Below are 14,443 nucleotides of genomic sequence, written 5' to 3' on the forward strand. Positions count from 1 at the left end.
CACAAAATTCCTTTAGGGAAGTCGCGAATACTGGCCCTATAATTCCCGACTTGTCTTTGCGGGGGCGCCACGAGTGCCGCCGCAACCGAATCCCCCTGAGAAGGAACACCCGTGAGCCAAACGCTGGTCCAGAAACTCACTCGCACCAAGCCCGTCGAATCCCATGCCTCTCCTGCCGCCGGCGGCCTGTCCCGCTCGATCGGCCTGTTCCCGCTGACGATGATCGGCGTCGGCGCCACGATCGGCACCGGCATCTTCTTCACGATGGTCGAAGCCGTGCCGAAGGCCGGACCGGCGGTGATCCTGTCGTTCCTGCTGGCGGCATTGACGGCGGGCCTGACCGCGCTGTGCTACGCCGAACTGTCGTTCCGCATTCCGGCGGCCGGATCCTCGTACTCGTTCGCGTATGCGACGGTGGGGGAGTTCATGGCCTTCGTGATGGCGGCCTGCCTGCTGCTCGAATACGGGCTGGCGGCCAGCGCGGTGGCGATCGGCTGGTCCGATTATTTGAACAGCTTCCTGAACAATGCGTTCGGCTGGCATATTCCCACGGCGCTGCGCACGCCGATGATCGTCTCCACGCCGAACGGCATCGCCTTCCATATGGGGCACATCAACCTGCCGCCCATCATCCTGGTGGCGCTGTGCTGCTTCCTGCTGGTGCGTGGCGCGAAGGAATCGGCCACCACCAATGCGATCATGGTGCTGATCAAGCTCGCCGTGCTGATCTTCTTCGTCGTGATCGCCTTCACGGGCTTCGACATCAACAACTTCCACCCGTTCTTCAAGGAGGCCGGCGACAAGGGCCTGCTGGGCATGCAGGGCGTGGCCGCGGCGGCCGGCACCGTGTTCTTCTCGTTCATCGGCCTGGACACCGTGGCCACGGCGGGCGAGGAAGTGCACAACCCGAAGCGCAACGTGCCGCTGGGGATCCTGGCCGCGCTGGGCGTCGTCACCGTGTTCTACCTGCTGGTGGCCGTGGCTGCCATGGGCGCGCAGCCGGCCCACCTGTTCGAAGGGCAGGAGGCCGGCCTGGCCGTGATCCTGCAGAACGTCACGGGCAAGGCCTGGCCCGCGCTGGTGCTGGCGGCCGGCGCCGTGATCTCCGTGTTCTCGGTGACGCTGGTGACGATCTATGGCCAGACGCGCATCCTGTACGCGATCTCGCGCGACGGCCTGATCTCGAAGAGCTTCCACAAGGTCAGCGAGCGCACCTCCACGCCGGTGATCAACACGCTGATCGTCAGCGTCGTGGTGGCGCTGGTGGCCGGCTTCGTCGACGCCACCTTCCTGTGGGACATGGTGAGCATGGGCACGCTGACGGCGTTCATCGTGGTGGCCGTGGCCGTGCCGGTGATGCGCCGCAAGGAGCGCGCACTGGGCAAGTACGAGAAGGGCGGCTTCCGCGTGCCGTTCGGCGCCTACCTGGTGCCGGGCCTGTCGATCTGCGCCTGCGCCTACCTGATGATCGGCCTGTCGAACACGACCCGGCTGATCTTCGCGATCTGGATGGGCGCCACCGTGCTCACGTACTTCACGTACAGCGTGCGCAATTCGCGGCTGAACAAGGCGTAAGCGGTCAGCGGCAGCCCAGCCAGTCGATGATGTCCTGGTGCCAGGCACCGGGACACGGGCTCGACTATGTCCCGGTGCCTGGCACCGTGACAAGGGCAAGACGCAAAAAAGCCGGCATTGCCGGCTAAGGTAAAGCATGAAGCACAGACGCAAAAAAGCCGGCATTGCCGGCTTTTTTCACAACGACGTTCGGTGAATGCTCAGGCGGCGCGGGCCAGCTTGCGCAGTTCGGCGGCCTGGGCCGGCGCTTCGGCTTCCACTTCGTTGGCGCGGCGCAGCAGCGCCATGCGGTAGCCCACCTTGTAGTACGAAGCGACGCTCTCGTGCGAGGCGCTGCCGTGCGAGGCGGCCAGGGCAGCTGGCGTGACGCTCAGCAGGGCGCGGATCCAGTTCATGACGCTGCGGCCGGCGTTATCCAGAAAACCTTCAGCGGTGTTGTTGGTAGCGATGGCGGTGGACATGAGACTGACTCCTGAAATGAATTGAACGTTGATGCATTGCAGTATAGGACGCACTCAGTCATACAAAAACTTTTCATTTGTGATGTGCCCCATGCGTGAAACGTATACTTGAAGTTTCCATAACGCAACTGTTCATAAGCGAACGGTATATCTGTCCATCAGTGTGCGTGATAAGAAGGGCATGGCCCCGCGACAGAGTTATCTCGTCTGAAACGCTTGGAGCGATACCGCCGGAAAGCATGTTTTTTCGCTCCCTGCGGCGCGGATGAAACAATCACGGGATTGAGCGATTCAGCGCGTGCGTGGAAGCTGGAACGTGCTGTCACCGCCGGCGATGGAACTCCACGGCCCAGACGCAGCCATTCGGACCGGGTGAGCGCGTCAACAAAAAAGCCGGCAATGCCGGCTTTTCATTGGTGACAACTGGAAAGGATCAGTCGATCTTCCAGGCGTAGTCCACGCGCGTCCAGGCTTCGGCCGGCGTGCCGTTCTTCGAACCCGGCTTGAACTTGCAGGCGGTCAGCGATTTCACGGCTGCCTTGTCGAGGCTCTTGAAGCCGCTCGACTTGTCGATCCTGGAATCCTTCACTTCGCCACCGGCGGACACCAGCAGGCGCATCGACACGGTGCCCTGTTCTTCGTTGGCCAGCGACATGCGCGGGTAGTCGGTCTTGCATTCGTCGGCATCGACCGGCACGGGCGCGGCGGCGTGCGCTGCACCAGCGAACAGGACGGTTGCGATCAGGCTCAGGACACCCTGGTTCAGTTTGATAGACATTGTAGTTCCCCTATTAGTTAATGACAGTTAGCCCGGCACCGGCACGTATTGCTCGGTTCGCCGTGGCGCCACGTGATGACCGTGGCTGTCTCCTGAATTAACGTTGTTGCGTTGCAGTGTAGGGTGGCCAAAGTCATATGAAAACTTTTCGTTTGTGATGTTATCCATACAGGAAATCGATAACTGGACGACGCCAAACAAACTGCTTTCATGAGTGCCGCGCATAACGGCCTGTTGCTGGACGTTATGTGAGAGGCGTCAGGCGGGTGCGGGAAGGAGATTTGCGGGATCGTCCGGCGGCCGCAGCCATGATGGAACCGGCAACGATACCGCCAAGGCAAGCCACAAAATTTAGGCGCTGTCACCCGAGCCTGTGGAATGAACTGAACCATTCGCCGGAAAAGCTGTCTCAACCGATGTTGACGAAGGAGGTTCCGATGAACGATGGTGGATTCATGCAGTTTCTCTCTCATGTGAAGGGGCAGCTGGAACGGCTGACCAGCGCTCAACTTGCAACGCTACAGGCGGCCATCGTGCCTGCGTCGATGCTGTCGGTCTGTCTGCACCTGATCGAGCAGTACGGCCACGACTGCCGCACTTGCCCGCATTGCGCGCATCCCCGCACTTATCGCCACGGATTCGCTTATGGCCTGCAACGCTACCGATGCTGCGCGTGCCGGCGCACCTTCAACAAGCTCACCAACACACCAATGGCGTCTCTGCGCCTGCGAGGCAAGTGGCTGCCCTTTCTGCAGTGCCTGCTCGATTCGCTGCCGGTCCGGGCCGCGGCGAAGCAGGTCGGCATCCACCGCAACACCAGCTTCCGGTGGCGCCACCGCTTTCTCCAGGACGGCAAGCACGACCGGCCAGCCAAGCTGCAAGGCATCGTCGAGGCCGACGAAACCTATCTGCTCGAATCGCAGAAGGGCAGTCGTCATCTGACCCGTCCCGCCAGGCACCGCGGCGGGCGGGCAAAACGACGGGGCGTTTCCCACGAACTCGATTGCCTCCTCGTGGCCCGGGACCGGGGCGGCCACACGCGCGACTTCGTCTGCGGTCGGGGACCGGCCACGGCAACGCAGCTGCGGGAGCATTTGCAACCGGTTCTATCGCGCGATGTGATGCTGATTTCGGACAGTGCGGCGGCCTACCGGGCCTTTGCGGAGGCGGCAGGCATCCTGCACGAGACGGTCAACCTGCGTGCCGGCATCCGGGCCCGCGGCACCATCCACCTGCAAAACGTGAACGCCTATCACGGCCGCTTCCATGGCTGGCTGGCCCGCTTCAACGGCGTGGCCAGCCGCTATCTGTCCAACTATCTGGGCTGGCGCCATGGGCTCGAAGCCCGGCGCTGGCGCACGCCGGCCCGCTGTCTGATCGCGGCATTGGGCCACAATACGGTCGAGTCGGGTTAGTACGGGAAACTTCCACAGGCTTGAGTGACAGCGCCAAATTTATGCAGCGGGCCGGAACAGCCTGCCGCCAAACAGCACGCACATCAGCGCGAGCACGGTCAGGGCAATGCCGCCCCATTGCCATGCGGTGATCGATTCGTCCAGGATGAGCACCCCGGCGGTGATGCCGACCACGGGGACGCCGAGGCTGAACGGCGCCACCTTGTTGGCCGGATGGCGCTTGAGCAGCAGCGTCCACAGGCCGTAGCCGACCAAGGTGGCCATCCAGCCCAGGTAGGCCAGCGCAACCCAGGCCGACAGCGGCGCGGCCGTCCACTGCCAGCGCGTGGCGGCGGGATCGAAGGCGAGCGACAGCAGCGCGAACGGCACGATCGGCGCCAGGCAGCTCCACACCAGGAAGGCCAGCGGATCGAAGCCGGGACTGCTCTGCTGGGCGCGCCGCACGACGATGTTCGACGCGGCCCACATCGCCGCGCCGGCCAGGCACAGCACGAAACCGGCGACGGTGGTGTCGCCCGCGCCGGCGGCACCGGCATAGTTCATGCCGAAGCACAGCAGGCCGAGTGCCGCGATGCCCAGGCCCAGCAGCAGCTGGCGGGTGGGCTTCTCGCCCAGCAGCGCGTAGCCATAGACGGCCGTGAAGAAGATCTGCGTCTGCAGCAGCACGGAGGCCAGCGAGGCGCTCATGCCCACCTTCAGCGACATGAACACGAAGCCGAACTGCCCCAGCCCCTGCGTCAGGCCATACAGCACCATCCATCGCGGCGCCACGGGCGGGCGGCGCAGGAACAGCACCAGCGGCAGCGTGGCGAACAGGAAGCGGCCCACGCCCAGCTGGAACGGCGTGAAGTAGCGCAGCCCGACTTTCATCGCCACGAAGTTGGTACCCCAGATGATCACGACCACGAGTGCCGCCAGCAGGTCCCTGCCTTTCATGTGCCGCCCTTCATGCGCCGGTCATGCCGCGGTCTCGCGCCGCACCACGTTCTTCTCGATCGCGGCCCGGTGCACGATGATCTGCTCGGCGTCGGCCTGCAGCAGCCGGATGCGGCGCTGCACGACGGCGAAGCCCGGCCACGAGGCGGGGCCGCCGGCGCCCGAGCTGTGCGTGGCGGCCGGATCGAGCACGCCTTCCACCACCGTGGTGCACGACGCGGGCAGGCCGGGCTGCGCCAGCGCGGCGGACAGCGCGCCGCATACATGGTCATGGCTGGTCGCCAGCATGGCGTTGACCTGGTCGGCCGGAATGTCGGCCACGTGGCGGCGCAGGATCGCGCGCAGCGCCGCCACGTGCGCCACCAGCAGGTAGTTCTGCACGATGAACAGGTTGATGTCCTCCACTGCGCGGCGCTTGCTGGCCGGTTCGTCGAGCATGCGCATCAGGGCGGCGGACAGCGTGGCCAGCGCATCCATCAGGCCCTTCCTCTGCACGCGGTAGGGGAAGTCGTTGCGCTCCTTGCCCTGCAACAGCTCGAAGCTGGCCTGCATGTAGCGCAGGTTGGCCGCCAGCACCTGGTCCATCAGCTTCGGCAGCGACTGGTATTCCCAGCTGGCCAGCACGAAGCTGAACAGCGTGGCCACGGCCGCGCCGATGAAGGTATCCACCAGCCGTTCCGTGATCATGCCCACGCTGCCGCCCATGGCCAGGTTCATCTGCAGCAGGATCATGATCGACACGGCGATCGCCGTGTACCGGTAGCGCAGCACCACGAAGGTGGGCGTGGCGATGGTGGCCAGCACCAGCACCGTCAGGATCACGGCCGGGTGGTTGAAGAACAGCAGGATGACGGCGGCCACCACGCAGCCGATCACCGTGCCCGTGATGCGGTCGCTGCGGCGCTGCTTCGTCATCGAGAAGCTGGGCCGCAGGATGATCACGATGGTGAGGATGATCCAGTAGCTGTGCGCCGAGTAGGAGGGAAACAGCGACGGCAGCGAGGTGCCGATCGCCACGCCGCACACCACCGCCATCGCCACCCGCAGCGAGTAGCGGAAGATCGGCGAATCGAAGCGGAAGTGCGACAGCATCACGGCGATCTCGTACTTCTGCTGCGACAGGAAAGGCTGCATGTCCTGGTCCAGCCAGAACGGCGTGCTGTCGTAGGCCTTCTGGCTGGCCACGTGCAGCTCGCCCACCATGCCCACGATGGCGCGCACCTTGTTGCGCTGGGCGCGCAGCACGGCCAGCGCTTCGGCCACCGGTTCGCCGGCATCCACGCGGCGCTGCAGGACCGCCACCTCGGCATCGAGCGCGGCGAGTTCCGGCGCGTAGCTGATGGCCTGGAACGAAGCCTTCTTGCGCGTGACCGCATAGCCGACGGCCTCGATGTCGCGCGCGCACTTGTAGGCCAGATCGTGCAGCGCCTTCAGGGCCGGCGACTCGGCCAGGTGCAGGCGCAGCTGGGCGTAGTCCGTGTGGGTGGCGAGGATCTGTTCGTACAGGTCCAGCATCGTCACGTGGATCTGCACCACGATCGCATCCTTGCGGTTCTGGTGGGCGCGCAGGATCAGGTCGCGCGAGGCCTGCTGCCGGTCCGCCAGCAGCGCCTGGTGGCGCACCAGCTTGTTGAACTGCTCGGTGATGCCGAAGCGCGGGTCGTAGAAGTCGGCCTTGATGTCGATGTAGGCGGCCAGCTCGAACAGCGCCTCGGCCAGCACCTGCTGCTTGATACGGTGGCGCAGCAGCCAGGAGATCGCCATCGCATAGGCCAGGTAGGCGATGCCGCCCAGCGTGAACAGGCCGGCATGGGACAGCGCCTGCAGCGGCGTCAGGTGGTGTTCCATCGACATCGTCATGATGAACAGGGTTGCCAGCTGCAGCGGCATCGACTTCTTGCCGTACACGACCATCATGCTGGCGAAGAAGGACAGCAGCACGAGGGCCGCCATCAGCAGCCAGAAGTAGGGCGCGCACAGGCTCACGCCCAGGGTGACGAGGCTGCACAGCAGCACCGAGGCCAGCATCTCGTTGAACTTGTGGCGCAGGGGGCTGGGCATGTCCATCAGCGCCGTGCACAGCGCGCCGATGCCGACCGACAGGGCGGTGGTCATGTCGGACACGGCCAGCGTCGCCAGGATGATGCCAATCAGCCCCGCGCCGAAGCGCAGGCCCAGGTGGAAGTAGTGGCTGTAGAAGAAGGTGCGCGTGCTCAGGGCGTAATGCAGGGGCTGAGCCATCGTCCGGCGCATGGCTTACAGCAGCCCCAGGACGGGATAGCGGCGCCATTCCGGCTCGGCGTGGCGCGCGCAGTTGTGCAGGATGAAGTGCAGCACCGCGTCCTGGTTCGACAGCTTCTCCGGATTGGCCGCCTTCCATGCCTCGAACTTCGCGTTCAGTTCCGGCTCGGTGGCCAGCAGCTCCACGGCGAGATCCTCGAACACGTAGTCGGAAATGGCTTCCTTCTTTTCCAGGATCGAATTGAAGAAGCCCCAGCGGAAGAAGCTGTCGTGGGCCTGCGGTTCCAGCGTCTCCACGGCGTAGCGGGCGTTGTCCTGGTCCAGCGGCACGATCCAGTCGCCCGGGTTCAGCGTGAAGGTGCCGGTGCGCGCTTCGACATCGACCGTGTCGTGGAACATATGGCCTTCGTAGGCATGCGCGCGGGTCGACAGGTCACCGATCTGGTAATAGCGCGCCTGTACTTCGGTCGGCGCCGTCACGCGCGTCATCTGCACGCCGTTCCACTGCAGGCGCTCGACCACTTCGCGCCACTGCTGCGGCACCACGTAGGCCTTTGGCGCCTGCACCACGGTGTCGGCCACGAAGTTGCTGTAGTACGGGATGTCCTTCTCGTACGGCTTGCTGCGGTCGTACGACAGGCGCGTGTAGTTGCCCAGCACGCTGGGGTGGCGGCGCGCCTCGTAGCCCTTGAAGCGGAAAGTGGTGGGGTGGGCTTCGTCCATGCGCCAGGTGACGGGCCAGGTCTTCTGCTGGCGCTGGGCCGCTTTCGCTGCGGCGCGCAGGCGCCGGATCTCGTCGCCATGCTGCACGGTGAAGTCGCGCGTCACGTCCAGCAGCGCGCGCATCGATTCGTAGCGGTCCGCGAAGGGTTTCAGCATGTGCGTCTCGGGCATGAAGCCGATGATGTTGTGCAGCGCCGTGAAGCCGGTCGAGAAGCGCGGCACTTCGAGGAATTCGGCGATGCCGTCGTCCGGCGTCTCCTGCACCGGGTTCACGTACGGGCAGGTGGGCCAGCCGCGCTGCGCCATCTTCGCGAAGACATGGGGCAGCATCGTCGTGCGCAGGAACGGGCCGAGGCCGGAGCCGAGCTTGTCGGCCTGCGTGTGGATCAGCGTCATCGTGTACGAATAGTCCGCACCGTTGGAGGTGTGGGTGTCGACCATCACGTCCGGATCCCACTGCGTGATGAGTTCGTTGAAGAAGCGCGCGTTCAGCGTGTCGCACTTGATGAAGTCGCGGTTCAGGTCCAGGTGGCGGCTGTTGCCGCGGAAGCCGAACAGCTCCGGGCCGTCCTGGTTCGGGCGCGACGTATTGGCGCGGTTGGCGCAGCCGTCCACGTTATACACGGGCACGAACAGCAGCACCGTCCGGCCGAGCGTGGCCAGCAGCGCCGGATCGACACAGAAGTCGCGCACGATGGCCATGCAGGCATCGATGCCTTCCGGCTCGCCCGGGTGGATGCCGTTGTTGTTGAAGAAGACCGGGCGGCCGGCACGCTGGATCTCCTCCCGGTCGAACACGCCATCCGCGCTCACCACGCCCACGTGCAGCGGAATGCCGCCGTCGGACACGCCTGCCTGTTCGAACCGCAGCACGTTCGGGAAGCGCCGCGCCAGCTCTTCATAAAAGGCGATGCAGTCGGTCCACAGCGTGGTCTGGTTCTGGTTGCCCTGCTCGTAAGGCGTCGGCAGGGAATGGGGCGCGGTTGGGTGCATGGTTCTGGATCTCAGGAGCATAGTGGGAGGCGGTGCGCCGGGTAGGCGGCCGGGTGTGAAATTGTAGCACCGCATCATTTGTGGTCCGGATGCCGCAGCGGCAGGGAAACGTGCGGAGGGCGGCGCAGCCGTCGTGCTATCAACGTTGTTCCAATAGAGGAGACTTCCGATGAAACGCTTTGCTTTCCTGATCCAGATGGCGCTGTTGTTCGCGCTGGGCATGCCTGCCATGGCCCAGCACACGGCGCCGCGCTACACGCTGAACCTGCCGGTTACCGCCACGGCCGCGCCGGCCGAGCAGTCCGTGCAGTTCATCGGCACGGCCACGGTGCTGATCCGCTATGCGGGCCTGACGATCCTGACCGATCCGAACTTCCTGCACAAGGGCGATCACGTGCACCTGGGCTACGGGCTGACCTCGGAACGGCTGACCGACCCGGCCATCGCGTTCGACCAGCTGCCGCCTGTCGACTTCGTGCTGCTGTCGCACCTGCACGACGACCATTTCGACAAGCTGGTGCGCGAGAAGCTGAACCGCGCCACGCCCATCGTCACCACCGATGCCGCGGACGACGAGCTGCGCAAGCTGGGCTTCCAGAGCGTGTTCGGGCTGGGCACCTGGCAGGACATGCTGGTGACCAAGGGCGACGCCAGCGTGCGCGTCACATCGCTGCCGGGGCGCCATGGGCCGGCTGCCGCGGCGGCGCTGCTGCCGAGCGTGATGGGGTCGATGCTGGACTTTGCCGCGCCGGCCGGCCGCTACCGCATCTATGTCAGCGGCGACACGATGGTCTATGACGACATCGCCGAGATCCCGAAACGCTTCCCCGGCGTGGACCTGGCGCTGCTGCACCTGGGTGGCACGCGCATCCTGGGCCTGGTGACGGTCACGATGGATGCTGAAGAGGGCGTCAAGATGCTCAAGCTGATCGCCCCCGACCACGCCATCCCCATCCACTACAACGACTACACGGTGTTCAAGTCGCCGCTGTCGGACTTCCAGAAGGCCGTGCAGGAGGCCGGGCTGGCGGAAAAGGTAACGTACCTGAAGCACGGCGAGTCGTACCGCTTCACGCCGGCAGCGAAGCGCTAACCGCGGACCCGCGAATCCGATGTCCTGGTGCCTGGCACCAGGACACGACCTCGGCAATGTCCCGGTGCCACGCACCAGGACACAGGCTCGGCAATGCTCCGGGCCGGAATGCATGCCGAAAGCGTCGCGTTATCGCGACGGGCGCCGGGCAGTCGGGCACGCCTTGCGAAAGCGCGCATCCGGCCGTGGCCGCCATGCTATCTGTGGAGCTTTCCATGGAGGCCCGGATGAAGAAGCCGACTGCTGCCCTGCTACCCGCCTTGCTGTCCGTGCTGCTGGCCTGCATGCTGGCAGGCAGCCTCCGGGCGGCGGACGTGCCCCGCCTGCGCATCACGATCCCGGCCGGCGCGGCGCACCAGGAAGCGGGCGGCAGCATCCATTTCCTGGGCACGGCCACGGCGCTGGTGCGCGTGCGCGGGCTGGCGGTCCTGATCGATCCGGGCGAGGATGGCGGCAGCGGTGTCCTGCCGCAGGCGGATGTGGTGCTGCTGTCGCAGCCTGCCGCGCTGGTGGCCGGCCTGTCGCCATGGAGCGGCACGCCGGTGGTGACGATGGCCGCCATGGCGCAGCACCTGCGCGCGCAGGGCTACCGTAGCGTGTATCCGCTGGAGACGTGGGAAGGGATCACGATCCGCAAGGGCGATACGCGCCTGCGGCTGACCTCGATGCCCGATGCGCGCGGCATGCGGCCCGCGGCAATGGCGGTGATGCTGGACTTCGGCCCGAGCTGCCGGGTGTTCGTGCACAACGGGGCATTGACGCGCGACGAGATCGGCCTGATCCCGCAGCGCTTTCCCGGCGCGCGGCTGGCACTGCTGCGGCAGGACGGCACGCCGCTGCTGCTGTCGATGGACGGTGACCGTGAAGCCACGGCCCGGCGGCCTGTCGCGCGCGGCGAACCCTATCGCTTCGGTTCGGCCACGTGCAACTGAAGGCCCGGCATGGACTTGCACCCGAAGCCGGTACCTGAAGTCCGGTCCCGAGGCCGCGCCTGGAGTTTGTACCCGGCTCCGAACTTGAAATGCGCTCCCGGGGCAGGTTCCGAAGCGGGCCAATGACGCCAGCCGTCCCGTGCACCCGGCGCAGAGCGAACGCTTATGCCTTGGCGTTCGACTCGACCCACTTGCCGAATGCCTCGGCGAACTGGGTGAATACCTGCTTCGACTGTTCATTCGCTATCGAGCCATCCTCGGCCAGCAGGTTGGCCGAGTTGCCGATGTAGAGCTCCGGCGCCGGCATCACCGGCACGTTCAGGAATACCACGGCCTGGCGTACATTGTGGTTGGCACCGAAGCCGCCGATCGCGCCCGGCGACTGCGACACGACGGCGGCCGGCTTGCCGTTCCAGATGCTCTTGCCATACGGGCGCGAACCCACGTCGATGGCGTTCTTCAGCGCGCCGGGAATCGTGCGGTTGTACTCGGGCGTGAAGAACAGCACGGCATCGGCCGCGCCCAGTTTCTCGCGGAAGGCCGTCCAGGCGGCCGGCGGCGTGCCTTCGTCGTCCAGGTCCTGGTTGTACAGCGGCAGGTCGCCCAGCTCGATGAATTCCGCCTCCAGCGTTGCCGGCAGCAGCTTTGCCACGGCGTGCGCGTACTTGCGGGTGAGCGAATCCTTGCGCAGGCTGCCGATGAGGACAGCAACTTTCTTGGCCATGCTGGTGCTCCTTGATAAGTTTGGAAAGTCAGGTAAAAAGAACAATGTACCTGAAGCTGGCTGGGCATGCCTGCCCCGGAAGTTCAGTTGCTATTTCACTTGCAATGGAAAAAAGCCACACCCCTTGCAGGACGTGGCCTTGAAGCTTGAAAACCAGCGGCGTACCGGGACCTCGAGAAACCGTAATGAGCGACGCCAGACCTGGTCTCCGGTACTCATCGTACTTTCGTACAATGAGTACGGGAGACCAGCGTATGGCGTTGCGTAACAGGTTTATCGTGGTTCCCTCATTGCACGCCCATTTCCTTCAGCAGGTTGTCGGCCTTGTCCACATGCTGCATGTTCCACAGGATGTAGCGCAGGTCCACCTGGATGTCGCGCGTGTTGGCCTTGTTGAAGTCCCAGTCCGAGATGATCGAATCGAGCGTGCCGTCGAAGGCCAGGCCCACCAGCTCGCCCTTCGCGTTCAGCGCCGCCGAACCCGAGTTGCCGCCGGTGATGTCCAGCGTGGCCAGGAAGTTCACGGGCACCGTCTTCAGCTTCGGATCGACGTACTTGCCGAATTGCTTCGCCTTGATCGCGTCCAGCTGCGGCTTCGGTGCGTTGAACTCGCCCTTGCCGGTGGCTTTCGCGACCACGCCGTTGACGGTGGTGAAGGCCGTCCAGGTGGTGCCGTCGGCGCCATGGTCACGCGCGGCGATATTGCCGTAGGTGACGCGCAAGGTGCTGTTGGCATCCGGGTACACGGCCTGGCCCTTCGTCTTCATGTAGGCGATCTTGGCCTTCATGTAGCTGCCGTAGGCTTGCTGGAGCTTGCCGGCCAGTTCCTCTTCCTGGGCTTCTTCCTTCAGGTCCGCGTCGTACAGGGCCACGGCGGCCTTGATGACGGCATCATTGCTGGACTGGAAGTCGGCCGGCTTCTTGCCCAGCCAGGCATCGCGCGCCGCAGCATCGGTCAGCTTGCTGCTGGCATACAGCTTGTCCAGCGCGGCGGACAGTTCCGCATCGCTCATGCCGGCGCGGATGCCCAGCGCCGCGTTGAACGCCGGCTTCTGCTCGGCGGCCGGCTGCGCCAGGTAGGCCTTCAGGTGGTGCATGGCGATGGCCTTGTCCACTTTCGGATCGAAGGTGCGCACCAGGGCGGTCACGCCGGACTTGATGCGCGGCAGGTCGCGCTCCTGGTAGCCCAGCTTGCGCTCGGCATCCGGCTTCTGCGCTTCGTTCGACAGGCGGTACAGCATGCGCGCCGTCGTCAGCAGACGCGGCTGCGCGTAGCTGTAGTGGAAGTCGCGCTTCACGCCGGCATCGCGCTCGGCGATCAGGTGCTCGACATTCGCCACGTCCTGCGCGTATTCGGCCTTGCGCTTCGCATCGGCGTTGATCCAGTTCTTCAGCTGCTCGTGCTCGGCCGTTTTACGCTGCAGGAAGTCGCTGTTGGCATACGAGTCGATCATGCCCTGGCGGTTCTTGTAGTAGTTGTTGATGCCGGCCACCTGGCCCGCGTACTTCAGCGACAGGTCCTTGTTGTCCTTCGTCTCGCGGTCGATGATGGCAAGGTTGTCCGCCGAGGCCTTCACGAAGGCCGGGTAGAACCAGTCGAACGTGAACTGCACTTCGGACGGCAGGCGGTGGCGGTTGGTGCGGCCCGGGTAGCCCATGGCCATCACGAAGTCGCCTTCCTTCACGCCTTCCTTCGCCAGTTTCAGCACGTGCTGCGGCTGGTAGGGCACGTTATCCTTGCTGAAGTCGGCAGCCTTGCCGTCCTTGCTCACGTAGGCGCGGTAGAAGCCGTAGTCGCCCGTGTGGCGTGGCCACATCCAGTTGTCGGTGTCGCCACCGAACTTGCCCACGCCGGCCGGCGGCGCATGCACCAGGCGCACGTCGCGGATTTCCAGCTGCTTGATCTGGTAGAACTCCAGGCCGCCGTAGAACGACGACACGGTGCAGCGGTGGCCGGGATCCTTTTCGCAGGCGGCCTGCAGGGCCTTGCCGTTGTTCTCGATCGCATCGCTGCGCGCCTTGCCGGACAGCTTCGCCACCGCCGGCGTGACGACCTTGTCCGTCACGTTCAGCACTTCCTTCGTGACGAACACGCGGGTGCCTGGCGCGGCCGGCAGTTCCTCGGCCAGCGAGTGGGCGACGAAACCGTTGGCCAGCAGGTCGCGCTCCGGCGTGGAGTTCTGCGCCACGCTGTTGTACACGCAGTGGTGGTTGGTGATTACGAGGCCCTGCGGCGACACGAAGGACGCCGAACAGCCGCCCAGGCTGACGATGGCGCCGGCCGGGAATTCGGTCAGCTTCGTCAGGCTGTTCGGATCGAGCTTCAGGCCGGCGGCCTTCAGCTGCTTGGCGATCTGCGGCAGCTGCTGGGGCATCCACATGCCTTCGTCGGCGTACGCCACGTTGATGCTGGCGCTCAGGATGGCGAGCGCGAAGAGAGATTTTTTCATTCGAGTGTCGGAATAGTTGTCGGCGTCCCTGATGTGCCGCGACAGCAATGACGCCCCGCGGCGCGTGCCAGTATCCGCACCGCGTCCCCATCCGTCAATCTTGAATTTCGTTCAGTTTGCCG

Annotated in this window: 11 protein-coding genes; 4 read left to right on the forward strand and 7 right to left on the reverse strand. The window is 65.0% G+C overall.

The window, feature by feature from the left end; all coding sequences use genetic code 11:
* Window positions 1-111 precede the first annotated feature (111 nt).
* Window positions 112-1,575, forward strand: a complete 1,464-nt coding sequence (locus IP91_RS22900) for an APC family permease (protein WP_145652341.1) — start codon at window positions 112-114, stop codon at window positions 1,573-1,575.
* A gap of 200 nt (window positions 1,576-1,775) precedes the next feature.
* Here the strand turns inward: IP91_RS22900 and IP91_RS22905 are convergent, their stop codons facing one another.
* Both IP91_RS22905 and IP91_RS22910 read right to left on the reverse strand, forming a co-directional pair.
* Window positions 1,776-2,036 carry a hypothetical protein gene (locus IP91_RS22905; RefSeq protein ID WP_145652343.1) on the reverse strand — a complete coding sequence of 87 codons (261 nt, stop codon included), beginning with the start codon at window positions 2,034-2,036 and terminating at the stop codon, window positions 1,776-1,778.
* A gap of 433 nt (window positions 2,037-2,469) precedes the next feature.
* Window positions 2,470-2,814 (reverse strand): energy transducer TonB, encoded by a 345-nt coding sequence (locus tag IP91_RS22910; protein WP_145652345.1) that lies wholly within the window; start codon window positions 2,812-2,814, stop codon window positions 2,470-2,472.
* Window positions 2,815-3,251: 437 nt separating this feature from the next.
* On the opposite strand from IP91_RS22910, the gene IP91_RS22915 reads away from it, so the two are divergent.
* Window positions 3,252-4,229: an IS1595 family transposase gene (locus IP91_RS22915; RefSeq protein ID WP_158643194.1), complete on the forward strand. Its 978-nt coding sequence runs from the start codon at window positions 3,252-3,254 to the stop codon at window positions 4,227-4,229.
* Window positions 4,230-4,268: 39 nt separating this feature from the next.
* Here the strand turns inward: IP91_RS22915 and IP91_RS22920 are convergent, their stop codons facing one another.
* The 3 genes from IP91_RS22920 to IP91_RS22930 are packed head-to-tail and all read right to left on the reverse strand — an operon-like array spanning window position 4,269 to window position 9,122.
* Window positions 4,269-5,165: an EamA family transporter gene (locus IP91_RS22920; RefSeq protein WP_145652349.1), complete on the reverse strand. Its 897-nt coding sequence runs from the start codon at window positions 5,163-5,165 to the stop codon at window positions 4,269-4,271.
* Between the two features lie 21 nt (window positions 5,166-5,186).
* Window positions 5,187-7,406: an FUSC family protein gene (locus IP91_RS22925; protein ID WP_229474863.1), complete on the reverse strand. Its 2,220-nt coding sequence runs from the start codon at window positions 7,404-7,406 to the stop codon at window positions 5,187-5,189.
* Window positions 7,407-7,421: 15 nt separating this feature from the next.
* Window positions 7,422-9,122: a M14 family zinc carboxypeptidase gene (locus IP91_RS22930; protein ID WP_145652351.1), complete on the reverse strand. Its 1,701-nt coding sequence runs from the start codon at window positions 9,120-9,122 to the stop codon at window positions 7,422-7,424.
* A 169-nt stretch (window positions 9,123-9,291) separates the two neighbouring features.
* Here IP91_RS22930 and IP91_RS22935 point away from each other — a divergent pair, with 169 nt between their 5' ends.
* Window positions 9,292-10,215: an MBL fold metallo-hydrolase gene (locus tag IP91_RS22935; protein WP_145652353.1), complete on the forward strand. Its 924-nt coding sequence runs from the start codon at window positions 9,292-9,294 to the stop codon at window positions 10,213-10,215.
* A gap of 227 nt (window positions 10,216-10,442) precedes the next feature.
* On the forward strand, window positions 10,443-11,147 hold the full coding sequence (locus IP91_RS22940; RefSeq protein ID WP_145652355.1) for a rhodanese-like domain-containing protein: 705 nt from the start codon (window positions 10,443-10,445) through the stop codon (window positions 11,145-11,147).
* A 163-nt stretch (window positions 11,148-11,310) separates the two neighbouring features.
* Here the strand turns inward: IP91_RS22940 and IP91_RS22945 are convergent, their stop codons facing one another.
* Together IP91_RS22945 and IP91_RS22950 are read right to left on the reverse strand one after the other, a co-directional pair.
* Window positions 11,311-11,871, reverse strand: a complete 561-nt coding sequence (locus IP91_RS22945; RefSeq protein WP_145652357.1) for an NADPH-dependent FMN reductase — start codon at window positions 11,869-11,871, stop codon at window positions 11,311-11,313.
* Between the two features lie 287 nt (window positions 11,872-12,158).
* On the reverse strand, window positions 12,159-14,321 hold the full coding sequence (locus IP91_RS22950) for a S46 family peptidase (protein WP_145652359.1): 2,163 nt from the start codon (window positions 14,319-14,321) through the stop codon (window positions 12,159-12,161).
* Window positions 14,322-14,443 lie beyond the last annotated feature (122 nt).

This window comes from Pseudoduganella lurida (assembly GCF_007830455.1).
GTDB classification, from domain to species: Bacteria; Pseudomonadota; Gammaproteobacteria; order Burkholderiales; family Burkholderiaceae_D; genus Rugamonas; species Rugamonas lurida.